At 39.0% G+C, this 16,592-nt stretch carries 14 protein-coding genes and 1 pseudogene; 10 read left to right on the forward strand and 5 right to left on the reverse strand.

Annotated features, from left to right (window positions below):
- A pseudogene (locus tag CWB62_RS09805) lies at window positions 1–245 on the reverse strand (IS110 family transposase); the annotation flags it as partial.
- Window positions 246–577: 332 nt separating this feature from the next.
- Between CWB62_RS09805 and CWB62_RS09810 the strand changes: the two are divergent.
- Together CWB62_RS09810 and CWB62_RS09815 are read left to right on the forward strand one after the other, a co-directional pair.
- Window positions 578–949 (forward strand): hypothetical protein, encoded by a 372-nt coding sequence (locus CWB62_RS09810; protein WP_138529252.1) that lies wholly within the window; start codon window positions 578–580, stop codon window positions 947–949.
- 730 nt (window positions 950–1,679) lie between these two features.
- Complete coding sequence (locus tag CWB62_RS09815; RefSeq protein WP_138529250.1) at window positions 1,680–2,108, forward strand: retropepsin-like aspartic protease; 429 nt, start codon at window positions 1,680–1,682, stop codon at window positions 2,106–2,108.
- Window positions 2,109–2,174: 66 nt separating this feature from the next.
- Here the strand turns inward: CWB62_RS09815 and CWB62_RS09820 are convergent, their stop codons facing one another.
- On the reverse strand, window positions 2,175–3,356 hold the full coding sequence (locus tag CWB62_RS09820) for a PQQ-dependent sugar dehydrogenase (RefSeq protein WP_138529248.1): 1,182 nt from the start codon (window positions 3,354–3,356) through the stop codon (window positions 2,175–2,177).
- On the opposite strand from CWB62_RS09820, the gene CWB62_RS09825 reads away from it, so the two are divergent.
- Entirely contained in the window at window positions 3,341–3,793 is a 453-nt protein-coding gene (locus CWB62_RS09825; RefSeq protein WP_058405510.1) for a hypothetical protein, read from the forward strand. The genes CWB62_RS09820 and CWB62_RS09825 overlap by 16 nt on opposite strands.
- A 69-nt stretch (window positions 3,794–3,862) precedes the next feature.
- On the opposite strand, the gene CWB62_RS09830 is transcribed toward CWB62_RS09825, so the two are convergent.
- Window positions 3,863–5,065, reverse strand: coding sequence for an Nramp family divalent metal transporter (locus tag CWB62_RS09830; RefSeq protein WP_058405511.1), 1,203 nt, complete (start codon window positions 5,063–5,065; stop codon window positions 3,863–3,865).
- A gap of 598 nt (window positions 5,066–5,663) precedes the next feature.
- On the opposite strand from CWB62_RS09830, the gene CWB62_RS09835 reads away from it, so the two are divergent.
- The 7 genes from CWB62_RS09835 (at window position 5,664) to CWB62_RS09865 (ending at window position 13,635) form a co-directional block, all read left to right on the forward strand.
- A complete protein-coding gene (locus CWB62_RS09835; RefSeq protein WP_058405512.1) occupies window positions 5,664–6,197 on the forward strand; it encodes a Csu type fimbrial protein in 534 nt (177 codons plus the stop codon).
- Window positions 6,198–6,261: 64 nt separating this feature from the next.
- A complete protein-coding gene (locus CWB62_RS09840; RefSeq protein ID WP_058405513.1) occupies window positions 6,262–6,771 on the forward strand; it encodes a Csu type fimbrial protein in 510 nt (169 codons plus the stop codon).
- 11 nt (window positions 6,772–6,782) lie between these two features.
- Window positions 6,783–7,520 carry a fimbrial biogenesis chaperone gene (locus tag CWB62_RS09845; RefSeq protein WP_138529246.1) on the forward strand — a complete coding sequence of 246 codons (738 nt, stop codon included), beginning with the start codon at window positions 6,783–6,785 and terminating at the stop codon, window positions 7,518–7,520.
- A 2-nt stretch (window positions 7,521–7,522) separates the two neighbouring features.
- The gene (locus CWB62_RS09850) at window positions 7,523–10,753 is read left to right on the forward strand and encodes a FimD/PapC C-terminal domain-containing protein (RefSeq protein WP_138529243.1); all 3,231 of its coding nucleotides are present in this window, start codon (window positions 7,523–7,525) and stop codon (window positions 10,751–10,753) included.
- Window positions 10,754–10,808: 55 nt separating this feature from the next.
- On the forward strand, window positions 10,809–11,732 hold the full coding sequence (locus CWB62_RS09855; RefSeq protein ID WP_058405516.1) for a spore coat protein U domain-containing protein: 924 nt from the start codon (window positions 10,809–10,811) through the stop codon (window positions 11,730–11,732).
- A 231-nt stretch (window positions 11,733–11,963) separates the two neighbouring features.
- Window positions 11,964–13,055: an endonuclease/exonuclease/phosphatase family protein gene (locus CWB62_RS09860; RefSeq protein ID WP_249310739.1), complete on the forward strand. Its 1,092-nt coding sequence runs from the start codon at window positions 11,964–11,966 to the stop codon at window positions 13,053–13,055.
- Window positions 13,056–13,215: 160 nt separating this feature from the next.
- Window positions 13,216–13,635 carry an MAPEG family protein gene (locus tag CWB62_RS09865; RefSeq protein WP_138529241.1) on the forward strand — a complete coding sequence of 140 codons (420 nt, stop codon included), beginning with the start codon at window positions 13,216–13,218 and terminating at the stop codon, window positions 13,633–13,635.
- A 55-nt stretch (window positions 13,636–13,690) separates the two neighbouring features.
- Here CWB62_RS09865 and CWB62_RS09870 read toward each other — a convergent pair whose 3' ends face one another.
- A complete protein-coding gene (locus tag CWB62_RS09870; protein ID WP_058405518.1) occupies window positions 13,691–15,538 on the reverse strand; it encodes an ABC transporter ATP-binding protein in 1,848 nt (615 codons plus the stop codon).
- Between the two features lie 114 nt (window positions 15,539–15,652).
- Window positions 15,653–16,486 (reverse strand): hypothetical protein, encoded by an 834-nt coding sequence (locus CWB62_RS09875; RefSeq protein WP_138529239.1) that lies wholly within the window; start codon window positions 16,484–16,486, stop codon window positions 15,653–15,655.
- Window positions 16,487–16,592 lie beyond the last annotated feature (106 nt).

Below are 16,592 nucleotides of genomic sequence, written 5' to 3' on the forward strand. Positions count from 1 at the left end.
GCAATAACGAAGGGAATATTCGCCTCAGCGCAGGCTATGATAAAAGGCTGTTCAAGACGTCCAGTTGCCTCAATAGTAACGCGTGTTACTGGGTGTTTTTTTAAGGTTTGAATGGCGTGTTTAATGCCACTTTGATTATTTTCTACAGTAAAGTAAATGTCTAAAGGCCTGATATAAATATCGAGTTGTGTTTTACCTGTATCGACACCGACGTTAATTTCATTTTGATTATTTATTGTATTCATAATAAGCTGACTCTGCCTTGCTATTCGGGCTCGAGGCCCCGTTGACTATCCGAGTTTAAAGCTTGGAGTTTATACAGCGTTCTAACTTGTTACCGGTCTCTCAATAGAGGAGCCTTCAATCAATCGAACTACTGTATAAAAGGCTTTGGTTGCAGCCAAAGCTTGGGCCTCACATTACCCGAACTAGGTTAAAGTATTAATTAATTTATGGGTTTATTATCCATACAAGCAAATTAATCAGGACAAATAACAGTTGGTTTTGCTCTGCGTCGCTTATTTTAACCAACTGATATTTGCCCATTATTTGGGCGTTAGCGGTACTCAGAGGTTTTGTGAAAAATAAGATTTTAGAGTGTGATAATTCAACAAATACTATTGAGGTTATAAACCTTAATTTTGATGTTGATCTCCTAACAATTACAATATCTATTGACGGTGATAAAATTGATATTATTTTCGAAGAGCCTGCAGGTTTTCGAGTCTTAGATGAAGGTGACTTGTTAGAGTTTTGGCATGAATGTTCCTTACAAGCAGGGTGGCTCCACGAAATAATTTCTGGTGGCTGGTTCGACTTAGAAAGTAAGCGTAATGGTTTTTCGTCGTGTGGTAATTCAGAAATAACGGAATATCTAGTTGTTGGTGTAAATTATTGCGTAAGTATTCTTGGTTGGGAAAAGCCAAGTATTCAGCAAAGTAAGCGCTGACAAGGTATTAAAAACGGAACTAAAACAGTTGGTTAGGCTTCGCTACACTACACATTATAACCAACAATTTTAGTCCGCTTAATGCGGCGTTAGCTGTTTAAGGTCGAGTATGAATTTACTGGGAATGATTCCCTTTATTATTGCAATAATTTCTTTTATCTTTGCATTTAAACATTTCACGAAATTTGTTGATGGTGTTTGGCGTAAAACATTCTATAGCAAGCATTTGATCAAATTTGTTATAGCTACATGCATATTCTTAATCATGTTTTATATTATGGCGCAATATCATGAAGAGTTAGGTATTAAATCTTCATGTGCTAGAAGTGCTGATTGTTACCAAGAAAACACCTAACACATATGAGCCTTAACTCTGTCAATAGGCATTAGTGTTCTTTTTGACCGTTTTTATAAATTGACGGTCAATTCGGGCGTTAAGGGGGTCAAATCTTGACTTCAGACATCAAGTCGCAGTTAGTTAGATGCACCTTTATTTAAGCCATTATATGGACTTCCCAGATTTCTCTATAAGCAAAGCGCCTCTAACTCTCTTTGTGAATTAATAGGCTCTAAGAAAATTAGTTTTTGTATATTTAGTTTGAGAAATTACTGCAAGATTTGAAATACAAAAGGGCTGTGAGTGAAAAGTCACTTGCTTACTATTTATGCGGTTGCTTTAGAAGGCAACTGTAGTAGAGTGTTTGTAAATCAACCTAAATAAGGAACATTCATGGAATTAGTTAAAACCACAAGCTTGCAATTTGAAGTAACAGAAACAGGGCATCAAATTATACAAGCTGAAATAAACGGGCATAAAGTAAATTTAATTTTAGATACAGCCGCGGGTGCATCTGTTTTAGATAGGGCATGTATTAAAAAGCTTGGGGTAAAAGAGGAACTAAGCGAAGAAAATGCCGCAGGGTTAGGTACAGCCGAACATGAAATGGGCTTAATAGACGTTTTGAAATTTGAACTGGCAGGCCAGTTGTATGAAAGTACGCAGTTTGTATCACTCAACTTAGACCATGTTCAGGCCGCTGGTGGCGGCAATACAATACATGGGTTACTAGGTTCTCCATTTTTTAGAAAGTACCAAGCTATAGTAGATTTTGGTACTAATACACTTACAATTAGTGAGCCATTACCTGATTGTGAGTGATTAAAGCGGCTCTCTTAAGCCGCTAGTATCCTCTAAAAGCGAAGCACCTTTAACCCTATTTGTACATTAATTTGCTTTAAACAACATCAGCTTTGCCTCTTTGCCATCGGTTAATATTGCTACATTACCTTTAGCTGTAACAAACACATCTCTTAGCCTGCCTGTTGCTTCTGGAAATACATGTGACTGGGTGTATTTACCATTCACTAAATTAACACTGTAGAGCTTTTTATCGACCAGTGTAGTAATAAGTACGTGACGTTGCAGTGAAGGGAAGGCTGCATGCTTAGAGCCATAATACGCCATGCCTGATGGAGCGATTGATGGCGTCCAATCTACGCTTGGTTTAGCCATTCCGGGGTAGTCTCTAAACGGGGAAATACGTGCTTGTGAGTAATCGTCACCGTTTGTAATTACCGGCCACCCATAATTAGTTCCAGCTGTTAAATAGTTCAGCTCGTCACCGCCTGCGGGACCGTGTTCATGACTGACAATTTGCTGTGCATCGTAATCATACACTAAACCTTGTAAGTTCCGATGGCCGAGTGAATAAATGGCATGCGCGGTAGAGTTTTCATGTTTGATAAACGGATTATCGGTTGGAATAGTACCATTTAAATTAATTCGTAGCACTTTACCTAACTGGCTGGTTATAACTTGTGCTTGCTCGCGGTAGTCAAAACCGTCGCCACTTGAAAAAAGTAAAGTGCTATCGGGGAGAAAGAGGGCGCGGCCAGAGTAATGCTGAGGTGTACCCTTATCGGTGGCGACTTTATAAATAACTTTTGGTACCGAAAAGCGTGTTCCATCAAACCTAGCTTTGGCAATAACGAGCCTGTTTGCTTCAAGACTGCCTTGGGCATAAGTAAATATAAGCTCCTTAGACTCAGCAAAATTAGGCGTGAGTACTATGTCGAGTAAACCACCTTGGCCTGCAACATATAATCCTTCAAGAGGTAATTTTACTTTACTTTGTTGATTGTTTTTAATGATCACTACATGGCCATCACGCTCGGTTACTAACCACGTGCCATTTGGTAGTTGCACCATGCTCCACGGTGAGTTTAACTGTGTAGCTAATGTTTGCGTTTTATATTGTTTTTGAGGTAATTCATTGTTTGCATTAACGTTAAACGCAAAGAGCACGCATAGTATAAAAAGTGAGATAGATTGTTTAAGGTGCAAGCCTTTGCTACTGTAAGAAAGATTATTTTGTTTAAGTTGAGATAACCATGTTGTTTTTAACACGTATACTCCCTTCATTTTTAGTTGCTTGGTTACTTACGTTTACGCTTGCTAGCTTGTTTCATAGCCAATACGTTGTCAATCAATTAGTTAATGTAGGTGTAGTGGTGGGGTTTGCCGATCGTGTTAATTTAACATTCGACGATTGGTTAGGTTTACTTCCTACGTACGGCGCTATTATTGCTGTTGCACTTATTGTTGCTTTTTTTGTAACCTGGTTTATTAATAAAAAATTAAAAGGTCATTATGCCGGGCTTTTTGTTATAGCGGGTATAGCTGCTTTTGCGACCGCGCTCATTGCTATTGAATCAATTATGAATATAACCATAATTGCTGGCGCGAGAGGTTGGGGATTTTACTTACAGTTGCTTGCTGGTGCGGTTGGAGGCTATACGTTTGCACAGCTGATAAAAGATGCTAAAAGTACTAAAAAAAATTAACTGTTTTGTTAATAAGCAACAGCCGCTATTTTTAGTAAACAGCGGCTTTTAAATATGATTTTTTAGCATTTAGTTAAAAATTAAACCGATAAGTTTGTAGCTACTTAAGCCAAAAATAAGTATTAAAACAGGAAGAGTAATCAAATTTAAAAAAATGGAGTTTGTAAATTGCCCCATCACTGATTTTTGATTCACCAACCACACTAAGTAAATAGTAATAACAGGCAGTAATAAACCGTTAGCTGCTTGCGCGAATATTATAACCGCGACAGGGTCTAGCCCAAGCGATGCTACGCCTGCACCAAACAATAAAATAATAATCGCCACGCTTTTAAAGTGAGTACTAGCCATGTTGTTTGACCAACCTAACATACCACATACCGCATAAGCGCCAGCAAGGGGCGCTGTAATGGCGCTTGTTAACCCTGCTGCAAACAAGCCAATAGCAAAAAAGTAATGGGCTGCATCACCTAACAGGGGCTCTAGTTGTACAGCCATGTTTGCTGCGCTGATTTGCCCTGCCTCTGTGCCATAAAAGGCGACCGATGCGGTAGACAAAATAGCTAATGTGATCACACCGCCTAAGGTAATTGATAATCCGGTATCAACATTGGTTTGCTTTATTACTTTTTGTAAATCGCTTTTACTATCGTGCTTGGCTGCTAAAACGCCAGAGTGTAAAAATAAGTTATAAGGTACTATGGTGGTGCCAACGAGTGCTAGTACCGTTGTTATTGAACCTTCGGGCAAGCTAGGCATAAAGCCTGAAAATACATCATTTAGCGAAGGGGCAGCCATAATCAGTGTAGATATAAACACTAAGCTCATTAAAATCACTAATACTATTAATGCGTTTTCTATTACTTTGTGTTTGCCGCTATAAAGTAATACTGCACTTAAAAAAGCGATTAGAGGGGTCCATATTTGCGGGTTAACGTTTGGAAATATACCTATTAACCCCATACTCGCGCCGCTTAAATTGCCCGCTTCGTATGCTGCACTGCCAACACCAATAGCGCTGATAACCAAAAATATAGCTAACAATTTAAATAACGGTGTTTGAATATTAGCTCTCAGTGCCTGCGCTAAATCTTGCCCTGTGGCAACACCCAGTCGTGCAGCCATAGATTGCAGTAATATAGTAGCAATAACTGAAAATAGTAATGTCCATATAAGGGCAAAACCAAAATTGGCGCCTGCCACACTGGCAGTGGTGATTGTGCCTGGCCCAATAAAGGCTGCAGTGACTAGTAATCCTGGACCTAATCGCATAGTTTGACCTTAATAGTACTTTTGTATATTGCTATTTAAAGTTACACATAACGTTTTTAACGTGATGCATGTAATATTGCTGCCACTTATAGTAAGTGCCTTGTAGCGTTAGCCGCCCCTTGGCTATGCCTTTGTTTGATAACCATATGTTAAAAAAGGTCGCGTAGCATACCAACTTATATATAAATTTAAAGAGGTGATGGTGCGTTTTTACAAAAAAATTAACACATATGCATTAAAGCTTATTTATCTGTAAGCGCTGCCTACTTAGATTCTTACATAATACTTAATTTAAAAATTTTGCTTAAAAACATCTTTTATCTCGCTCGAAATACTCATAATTTTAACAAACTTCCGTATCGCTAGATTCTCATTCGTAACAAGATAATGTGTTGGTTTATTTTTGTACTGTTGAATTCGCAAAATGCAATAGTTGAATTGCATTTTGCAAATCAATTGAATAAAAAATAAAAATACCGAAATAGAATGTTTTTAACTTATTGTAATTTAATAGTTTGATTTTTAACCAGGTTGGCACTAATACTGCTCTTAAAGAATAAACCTAAAGTAAAACTTACGAAAAACACTGAGGTGGATTATGAAAAAATTAAATTTAGCAATCATTACATTAGCAGCTTCAACAATCAGCATTAGTTCTTCTTTTGCCAACGAGATTCGTGGCGATGTTGATGTTTCACTAATCATAGGTCAAGGCTGCGCTATAAATGGAGCTGCAGACACAGGCGCTGGGATTAATAAATTTGCATCTGTAGATTTTGGAGAGCAAAGCAACCTTGATTTATTTATTGATACTGAGTCAACAGGGGCTGCAGGTGCAGGCAGTATAGAGCTGACCTGTAATGCTGACCTTTCATATAGTGTGTCACTAGATGATGGTTCAAACCCTTTGACTGGTCAACGTCGTGTTGAATCTGGTGGAGCATTTGTAGATTATGAGCTCTATCAAGATGCTGCTCGGTCAGTACGTTGGGGTGAAGGCGCTGAATCACTAGCGCTATCCGGAACGGGGACTTCACAACCTCTTACCATTTATGGTCGTGTACTAGCAGGTCAAACCACACCAGCCGCAGGTACTTACTTAGATACCGTGCGTATGACTATTGCGTGGTAATTCAAAACTGCGCCACACAGCTCTGAAATATGTCGCAAAATTTCATCACTGTGAGGATAGAAGTATGACTACAAACATACTGCTCGTGCTGCTTGCTATCACACCAATGACCTTACTGGCGGCTCAATCTGAAGATACTAGCGAGATTAGTATTCAAATTGAGCAAGGATGTGTGTTGGACAATGGCAGTGGTGCAACTTCATTTGGAGTTATAAGTTTTGGCGAATACAGTAGCTTAGCTTACGGTGCACAAGCTACATCTAATGAAGGTAGTGGTTCTATTGGCTTTCGTTGTTCACCAAATCTAAGTTATCGAATCGAGCTAGGTAACGGATTAAATGCTACAGACAGTAGCAACAGAAAATTATTGAATAGTTCTACTGGGGAGTTAATCCCTTATCAACTTTATCAAGACGCTGGGCGGTCTCAAATTTGGGACGATGCAAATGCTGTTAGCGGAAATGCAAGTGGCTTATTTGAATGGTTACCTATCTTCGCATCAATATCGCCTCAACCAGTTACCCCTTCAGCGGGAATTTACAATGATAATATCGAAGTTGTACTCATTTTCTAAGGAGAAGCATCATGAAGAGCATTAGCCTAATTTTTTTACTCGGTGTAATTTTGTTGTTTAAACCTATAACGCTTCATGCGGGAGAGTTATTAATTTCACCTGTCAACATCGATATTCCTCCAGGCGAGAGAGCTGCCTTGTTAAAATTACAAAATAATAGCAATTCCCCTATGAAAATCCAAATTAGAGTACGCAATTGGGATAACGACAAAACAAAGCCAAAGCCTAAAGTTATTGTAAGCCCTGCATCTGTTAATATTTTTCCAGGAAAGCAACAAGTTGTGCGGATAGTAAATACAGGCCCGGTGAGTAATATAGATAAAGAACGTTTGTACCGTGTGTTTTTAGATGAAATTCCAGATGCCAGTAGCGCATCAGATCAGGGTCTGTTACTTCAATTACGCTACGCTTTACCGCTCTTTATAGGTGGACCTGATCTATCAGTATCTCGCACTAACAACCTTAGTCAATTGAAAAGCATATGGAACCGCGCATTAAGTTATTCACACAATAGCCTTACTAATCAAATAACTTTTAAAAACCAAACTAATGGACATGCCAGAATCTCAAAATTACGCTTTGCTGACGAAAATGGTAAAGAAACATTTATTTTCAGTGGTTTACTTGGTTATACCCCTGCAAATAGTCAACATAGCTTCGACATCCCATCGGTTGCGCTAGCTAACACTTCAATTTTGTCTGCAGAAATAAATGGTGTTGATGTGGAGATTGAAGCATTTAGGAAATAGCCATGTATATATTAGTAAAATTAATGCTTGGTGTCGGCGCTTTCTACTCCTCAACCTCATCTGCTGAAACGCTATTTTTAGACGTGTATCTAAATGGTAAACCAGTGAGTGAGTTAGTACAGTTTGAAAACAAAAATAATCATTTTTGGAGTACTGATGGTGTACTTGGGGATTCACTGCTTGCTGATTATGCGAGTGAATTGAAGGGTAAAGTCGATTATTGTGGTTTACAATCTATAAGCTGTAAATACAGTTATGAAAAACAACGATTATACCTCACGGCAGACGCAGATTTGTTTCCAGATCAAGTTATCACAAGCAAAAGAAAAAACACGCTTGCGATCACTAAATCTCGCGGAGCATTATTAAATTACGATATATATTATCGAAACTATGAATCAGGTTCTGCGACCACTGATATTTTGCAGCAATGGCGAGCATTTTCTGAATTGGGTATTTTCGAAACTACGGCAAATTTGCGTAAAGAGTGGAATAGTTCTAGTAACACCTCTGTTTCAGAGGGGATGACCCGTTACGATAGTTTTTGGCAATATAATGACGAAGAAAAAATGCGTTTTTGGCGAGTCGGAGACCTTCTTACGAGCGGTAGCCCTTTGGCCAGACAGGTTCGAATGGGGGGATTAAAGTTATCTCGCCGGTTTGAGCTAAATCCACAATTTGTTAGTTACCCATACCCTGAGTTTGTTGGCAGTGCCGTATTACCCTCTGATGTTGAAGTTTTCGTCAATAACTACAAAATGTTTAGCGGTAATGTAGATCCTGGGAACTTCATTCTCGACAGCGAGCCTAGGGTAAATGGCTTTGCTAGTGCAAGTATTGTTACCACCGACATCAATGGCCAAGCAGTAACTCGCGACCTGCAATTTTACGTTGCCCCTGAACTATTGAAAAAAGGGATTTACGATTACGATTTAAACTTAGGTATGCTGAGAAAGAACTTCGGTATAAAGTCGTTTGATTACGATACAAATCTTACAGGTATAGCTGATATTCGCTATGGCTTAACAAACAATATTACCATTTTCAGTCATACTGAACTTAATAAATATGTTTATAACTTAGGTATAGGCACTGACTTCACTTATGGTAATGCAGGGGTATTTTCATTTGCTCTAGCCCATGGTAAAGGTAAGGACAATAGCGGTTGGTTAGGCTCTGCAGGATATCGCTTTCAGGCAGATAACTGGGGGCTTTCGGCTAAAGTAAAGCAGCAGCAAGCAGGTTATAGCGATATTGGTACCAGCCAAGCTATCTCACCAATCAAGCGAGAAGCGCAAGTCAATACGGCATATTCATTCGCTAATGGAGTATCGTTGGGGATTGGTTATTTTGATATTGAAAAGTTTGATAATGAAAACCGACAACTACTGTCAGGTTTTTACAACCAGTCAATAGGAGAATCATCTCTGTCGGCCAATGTTAATTTGGACCTTAATACAAAAGATCTCAGTGTAGGTTTAAACCTATCCATTCCTTTTGGCCAACGTTTAAGAGCCAGTATCAATCACGTACAAAATAGACGGACTAAAAATCGAACCGTGGCTTCAGCTTCAATGTCACGTGTTGGGAATCGTGGTTTTAAAGGTGCTGTGAGTAATGTTATTGGTTCAAGTGATCTATCTGCAAATGGCAGTTGGCGTACCGATAAAGTAGAGCTGAGTTCAGGCTATTACAACCGTGGAGGATCAAGTGGTTATTGGGGGCAGTTGTCTGGTTCATTGGTGCTCTCTAAAAACCGCTTATTAATGGGGAATCGTGTTGCTGATACTTTTGCTGTTGTTTCAACTGGTGGAATTAAAGATGTACCGGTACTGGTAGAGAATCAGGTAGTAGGAAAGTCTGATGAAGAAGGGGTTTTGCTTGTGACAGGGCTTGCATCATATAACCCAGTCAATGTCAGTATCAGCACTAAAACTTTACCAATAGATACCAATGTAGTTAACGATAGAGTACAAATTATGGCAGCTGAAAATCATGGTATTGACATAGATTTTCAGCTTTATCAAACTAAAGCAGCTATTATTATCCTCAACGATGAGAGCGGTCGACCGATCCCGGTTGGCGCAACTGCTAGCTTAAATGAAGAGCAGGGCGATAACTTCGTAGGATGGGACGGCGAGCTGTATTTAGAAAAGCTCCAAGACAACAATACATTAATACTTACGTGGGATGATAAACAGTGTGTTTTAGAGTTCCCTTATATTAAGGAGAGTGAAGACGTGCCAGTTATTGGCCCTCTCACTTGCTCAGCTGAAGCATCGGACGCCATAGTACTACTTATTGATGCTAACGAGTTACCAATCCCTGCTGGCAGTTTAGCGATTATTAATGATCAAGCTGCTCCCTTTGTGGTCGGGCTTAATGGAGAACTTACCCTCAGTGGATTATTAGCACAAAATATAGTAACAGTTAACTGGGCGGGCCAAGAATGTTCAGCAGAGTTTAGTTATTACAAACAAAGTACCGATATTCCCGTTATTGGGCCAGTCAAATGTGAGAAAAAGACATTTATGGCGACTGTGATTGTAAAGGATAGTCGAGGTCAACCAATCCCTGCAGGAGCGAATGCAGTAATAAATGCGGAGCAATCGCATACCGTATCGCACAATGGAGAAATTTATCCACAAGCGCTACAAGACACAAACCAAATGGTATTAACGTGGAGCAACAAGCAATGTACTGTGTCCTTTAGTTATGACCAAGTCAATCATCAAAAAGCGATTATTGGGCCGCTGCAGTGCAAAGAAAGCTTATTACCAACAGCTGTGCAGCAGTCTGAAGCTATTGGGGACAAAGAAGCACGTAAAGCACCAAAAACTGAAACTAAGCGCAGTGTGGCTGAGCCTGTAGAGTTAGAAACAGAGGAATATACTGATGACTTGCCTTTAAAAGATACGCCTTTGAAGGACACATTATCAGTTAAAAAATCAATTACACCTTTACAAGGTAGTAATGATTTTAATAACTCTACAGAGCTAAAAAATAAGCAGCACAAAGATGACTTTTATTTAGACGACATTAATTTTGACGAGCACTTTTCAAATAATGCTAAACCGTCGTTGACAACACAAGGTGATGGAACATCAAATATTTGTGCTGGTTTAATTGTTAAAAAACATTTTACCTCATCATATCTAGCTCAAAAGCCAACGACGGTGATGCCTAATCTGCAAAATGTTCAATCAATAAGCAACTTAAGCAACAAAGCTTAGATGTAACAAATAAATCGAATAGATTAGTACGTATTTCGACCCGAGGAGAATCAGTATGAATACCATATCTAAACTTTGCTGTGGCGCTATAATGGTCATGACCTGTGAAACGGCATTAGCGGATTGCGTTGTTGGGGGAAATAGCAACCAAAACTTGGGTACCTTTAATTCAAACTCAATATCGACTGGGGTAGTTGAAACATCATTTAGTTCTGACTTTGCTTGTTCGGGTTTTGTTAACCTATTAGACTTTAGTGAAATTGATGCCACATTAGTTGCTGCTGATTTCCAACTAACTGCAACTAATGGCGATGCGATCCCTTACACCCTCTATACAGCAGCAGAGCGAACAGATCCATTTACCCTGAACGAAACCGTTAGCTTTGGTTCGTTTAACTTATTAGACTTGCTTGGTTTGTTTGGAGACGATGGTACGATTCCAATCTATTTATCAACAGGGACTTCGAATGTCGGTGTTGGGTCGTATAGCGATTCAATTACAATATTTTGGCAGTGGGATTATTGCTCTGGAATTGGTTTATCGGGTATATGTCTTGGAAGAGATGAAGGGTCTGCTAGTGTAGTTGTTAATGTTCAACTCGATGTTACTGCTAGTTGTAGCGTACAAACATCGGATGTTTCATTAGGCACCGTATCTTATTTAGGTGATTTACATAGTGCTATTTTGCCTTTTGATGTCAACTGTACAAAACAATTAAGTTATCAGTACTTTGTTGACGGTGGTGATAACTTTACTAATGGCAACCGTAATATGGTATTTGGCGGTGAAAGCATTGCTTATAAAATCTCTGCGACCGATGGTAATACTGCTATTGGTCCTGATGTAGGCGCCAGTGTAGCAGGGGTAGGCATTGGCAATAACCAAGCTTATCAATTTTTAGTTGAAACATTGGTAGAAGATAGGTTCCCATCACCTGGTTTATATGCTGATCGCGTGAGAGTTATTGTAGAGTTTTGATAAAAGGATAGCAGGTATAAATTACTAACTGATTGCAATGAATACGCAAACCATTTATAAATAAAAATTTCGCTAGGTTTGTATTGAGTTGCGATCTTTTTTATTATCTACTGACAAATAATCTTACTCCGCTGCTCTTACAAAGATATAAATTGATTGCTCTGAGTTACTAGTAATAAAAATACAGGCAGTGCGACAATTATAACGGAAAATATATAGACGACTGATAATTTGAAGGAATATTCAATTAATAATCAAGAAGTAAAAATAACAACCTTTAATTTATTTAACTACCTTGAGCCACCTAACGCCTATTATGAATTTGAACGCATATACACCGCTGAGCAATGGGTAAGAAAACAACGATGGATAACTGAATACATAAAGGAGCAGCAGCCCGATGTAATTGGTTTTCAGGAAATATTTAGCATTGAGTCGCTTAAAGAGTTGATGCAAAACCAAGGTTACGAGCACTTTGCTGTAGTTGATAAACCCCATGTTATAGATGATTTTATTTTTAAGCACCCAGTCGTCGGCATCGCCTCTAAATACCCGATTGTTGATGTTATAGCGGTAGAGCATGATAAAGAACTTGCATGCTCACTTGGTTTAACAGAAGCATTTTTATTTAGCCGAAAGGTACTGAGAGCTACAATTACTTTACCGCATTTAGGGAACACTGATTGTTATGTTGTGCACTTTAAATCTAAGCGAGGCATGATTGAGACTGATGAGCACACTAAAGCACTTACGCCCGAGCAAAACATAATCGAAATATTAAAAGCGAATGTAGCAGGTGGCTGGGGCTCTACTATACAGCGCGGCAGCGAAGCGACTTTACTTATGATACAAATGATCACCCGACGAGAAGCAACTCAATACCCTATGGTATTAATGGGGGATTTTAATAATGACCTAGCCGATGGTGTGCTTAGCCATTTACTGACAAATACACTCAGGTTTGCTCCCGCAATGGATGCCAAAGCCTACCTTGCTAAATATTGTTTGTATGACTCGTGGGCGTTATTTGAAAAATTAGCTATTACGACTGATGATACTGAACTAGCCAATACCAATAGTGATAATAATATAGCCAAACAAGCGCCTTTAACGCGTAAGCCAACGCAATACTTTGGCACCAGCAGCTCAGTGCTCGATTATATTTTGCTGTCGTGCGAGTTTGATTCAAGTTACGACGATAGTTTTTTTGAGGTCAGCGACCATACTACCTACGACAGGCATTTAATTAACCCAGAATACGAGCGAGATGACCTAACAACCGATCATGGTGTTGTGTGTATTACTTTAAGCCTCAGAACTTAAAAAACCGTTGTAAAAAGGCACATAGTAATATGTATTTATTACAAAAGTGATTTTTAATTTATTACAAGGTGCTGAATAAATTGAATTTATATTTGGTATTCATTTTGCAAAAAAGTATTGCAGCTTTAATTACTTAGTTTTAATAATAAAGGATTTAACAATGACGGAAGTTTCTTTATCTGCTTATTTAGGGTTTTATTTTTACTTAATTATGCTGGTGGTGCAGTGGGGGGTAGCAACATTTAGTAAAGCTAAAGAACCGGGTGCAGTACCGGGTAAAATTAGCGACGATTTATCGCACGATAGCTTTATATTTAGAGCGCATCGTACCTTTCAAAATACATTAGAAAACAGCGCATTGTTTATTGGTACAGTGTTATTTGCATTTTTAATTAACTACCAAAGTGCTGCTTTTGCCCTATGTGTATGGGTGTATGTTGTTGCTCGTATAGTTCATATGGTGCTTTATTACGTTATAGCAACAGAAAAAAACCCAAGCCCACGTACTTATTTCTTTTTAATCAGTTTTATTGCCAACATTGTCATGTTGGTATTAATAGGTTTACGGTTAATTGCTTAATAAGTAAACCACGACGTTATAGCTGTAGCGCTATAACTTCGTGTTATATTTACAGCTACTCCACCCCAATAAACCCGCCGGTTTGATGTGCCCAAAGGCCTGCATATATTCCACCTTGAGCAATCAGTTCATCGTGCGAGCCTTGCTCAACTACGCCACCATTATCCAACACGATGAGTCTATCCATTTGAGCAATGGTAGACAGCCTGTGCGCAATAGCAATTACCGTTTTGCCTGTCATTAAATCATCCAGACTTGCTTGAATAGCCGCTTCAACTTCTGAGTCAAGTGCACTGGTTGCTTCGTCTAAAATAAGAATAGGGGCATTTTTAAGTAACACACGTGCAATGGCAATACGTTGGCGTTGACCGCCCGATAGCGTGACACCACGTTCTCCTACTTGTGCATTAAACCCTTTGTTGCCTTTTGAATCTTCTAAGTCATTAATAAACTCTAGGGCTTTAGCTTGCTTTGCTGCGTTTAACATTTCGGCTTCGGTGGCATCGGGGCGGCCATATAAAATATTGTCTTTTACTGAGCGGTGAAGTAGTGAGGTGTCTTGAGTTACCATAGCAATGTAACGACGAAGGCTTTCTTGACTTACGTCAGTAATATTTTGCCCATCAATTTTTATGCATCCAGAGTCGGTATCGTAAAAGCGAAGTAGTAGATTAACAAGCGTTGATTTACCCGCGCCAGAACGTCCAACTAACCCTATTTTTTCACCTGGTTTTATGTTGAGATTTAACCCGTTCATTACCGGTCCGCGGTGGGTTTCGTTAGCGGCTTTGCCATAATTAAAGTGGATATTTTGAAACTCAATGCTTCCTTGTGTTACTTCAAGGGTGTTTGCATTAGGTTTATCGTCTACTTTTATTGGGTTTGAAAGCGTTTTCATACCATCGGTGGCGGTGCCAATGTTTTCAAATAGGCTACTTATTTCCCACATGATCCATTGCGCCATGCCATTTAATCTAAGCGATAAACTCACTGCAACAGCTATGGCGCCAGTGCTAATTGCACTTAATGACCATAAATAAAGTGATAATGCGGCAACACTAAACACCAATAAGTAGTTTAGCGTATTAATTGCAAAGTTAAGGCTGGTTACTAAACGCATTTGTTTGTACACAGGTTGTAAAAATACATCCATGCTTTGTTTAGCATATTGCTCTTCCCGCTGGGTGTACGAAAAAAGTTTAATAGTTGAAATGTTTGTATAGCTATCAACAATACGGCCCGTCATTTCTGAGCGGGCGTCGGCTTGTGAACTGGCTATTTTTTTAAGTTTAGGAACAAAGTAAACCTGTATTGAAGCATACAACGCAAGCCATACAAGCAATGGGATCATTAAGCGCCAGTCAGCTTCAGCCACTAAAAACACCATTGCGCCAAAGTAAACCACTATGTACATAAGTACATCAAGCAACTTCATTACTGCTTCGCGAACCGCTAAAGACGTTTGCATGACTTTGGTGGCTATTCGTCCAGCAAATTCATTTTGGTAAAAACTCACACTTTGGCGAAGTAAATATCGATGCGCCGACCAACGAATTGACATAGGGTAATTGCCCAGTAAGGCCTGATGCAAGATGGCTGCATGAAAAAAAACCACTATGGGCAAAACGACTAACAGCATAATAGCCATTTTGATAAGTTCAGACTTTTGTTCTACAAACAGGGTTTGAGGTGTATGCGTACTTAGCCAATCTACTAATTGGCCCATATAACTAAATAACGAAACTTCTAAAATAGCCAAGAGCGCCGCACTTATCGACATAAGTACTAGTGAGAGTTCCATGCCCTTGGTGTAATGGCGGCAAAACGCAAATAAAGTAGAAGGCGGCTGAGTGGGTTTTTCCTCAGGAAATGCGTTGGTCATTCTTTCAAATAATCGATACATTTTAAAAACTTAAATAGCAAATAATATGGGGTATCATACCATTTAAGTATTTTTAAATGCAGTTTTGTGTTCACTAACCTGAACTCAGGTTAATCATTACTTAGGTAGGCTATTTTACCTAACAGGGTTCGAAAGGTTTATGCCTCGGCTCATATATAAGTCGTCGTATTTTAACCCACCGTTGCCATAGGGCTTTTTAGCCGGTCCGGTGTTTGCGTTTGCTAAAAAGTAAATAAGTGGTTGTTCGCGTTTCATTCTAAATTTTGCATTTTTATATACCAGTGTTTGAGTTGTAAACTCCCCACCTTGAACATACACATTATATTGTTGGCCTTGCATTTTTGTAGGCGCGTTATTAACCACATACCAAATGCTGTACCATTGATTTGTATTGAGTGGCTGTGCTGATTGAGCGGCTTTGTAGTTTTGTATATTGCTGTAGCCATTGTCTGTTTTAACCATTAACGTACCGTTGTTTTTAAACCCATTCGACTCGGCTTTATCTGTTACACGCAACGTGGGTTCAAACGCGTTGTAACCCTGCTTTTTTATTTCATTTGGTTGCAGATTACTTAATCCAAAAGCATGGTTATTAGGAAATGTTTCTACATTTATACGTGTAAAAAACGTGTAAGTTTCACCAACTTCTACTACTTTTGGCAGTTTGGTAAAGCTGAGTGCTTTTCGGTTGCCAAAAATACCTTCGGCGGCTGGTTTTTTTAACAAATAATGATTTGAGGATTCAGCCTCTTGCGATATTTTTGACACTTGTGGGTAGGGTACGTATGGATTGGTTTGATTGTCTGTATCAGCTTTTTGCCATGTTAACGTTTGCGTTTCAAAATTATCGATCAACAACCATTGAGACGTGGAAGAGTGTTGGTGATTTTGACTACATGCCACTAACGAGGTTAACCCCATTAGTAGAAGACCGTTTTTATAGCGCATTGTTTGCTCTTTATGTAATTGGTATTGACAGCATAAACAGAAGTAAATTTATATTGGTAATAAGATTTAGTTGGATGGTTTTAATTTGTTATTACCAAATTGCATT

Source organism: Pseudoalteromonas sp. S408, assembly GCF_005886645.1.
Classification (GTDB): domain Bacteria; phylum Pseudomonadota; class Gammaproteobacteria; order Enterobacterales; family Alteromonadaceae; genus Pseudoalteromonas.

Bases quoted from the DNA above. Each gene is read 5' to 3' on its own strand.
- CWB62_RS09815 (WP_138529250.1), top strand. From the start codon at position 1,680: ATGGAATTAGTTAAAACCACAAGCTTGCAATTTGAAGTAACAGAAACA.
- CWB62_RS09825 (WP_058405510.1), top strand. From the start codon at position 3,341: ATGTTGTTTTTAACACGTATACTCCCTTCATTTTTAGTTGCTTGGTTA.
- CWB62_RS09830 (WP_058405511.1), bottom strand. From the start codon at position 5,065: ATGCGATTAGGTCCAGGATTACTAGTCACTGCAGCCTTTATTGGGCCA.
- CWB62_RS09835 (WP_058405512.1), top strand. From the start codon at position 5,664: ATGAAAAAATTAAATTTAGCAATCATTACATTAGCAGCTTCAACAATC.
- CWB62_RS09840 (WP_058405513.1), top strand. From the start codon at position 6,262: ATGACTACAAACATACTGCTCGTGCTGCTTGCTATCACACCAATGACC.
- CWB62_RS09845 (WP_138529246.1), top strand. From the start codon at position 6,783: ATGAAGAGCATTAGCCTAATTTTTTTACTCGGTGTAATTTTGTTGTTT.
- CWB62_RS09850 (WP_138529243.1), top strand. From the start codon at position 7,523: ATGTATATATTAGTAAAATTAATGCTTGGTGTCGGCGCTTTCTACTCC.
- CWB62_RS09855 (WP_058405516.1), top strand. From the start codon at position 10,809: ATGAATACCATATCTAAACTTTGCTGTGGCGCTATAATGGTCATGACC.
- CWB62_RS09865 (WP_138529241.1), top strand. From the start codon at position 13,216: ATGACGGAAGTTTCTTTATCTGCTTATTTAGGGTTTTATTTTTACTTA.
- CWB62_RS09870 (WP_058405518.1), bottom strand. From the start codon at position 15,538: ATGTATCGATTATTTGAAAGAATGACCAACGCATTTCCTGAGGAAAAA.
- CWB62_RS09875 (WP_138529239.1), bottom strand. From the start codon at position 16,486: ATGCGCTATAAAAACGGTCTTCTACTAATGGGGTTAACCTCGTTAGTG.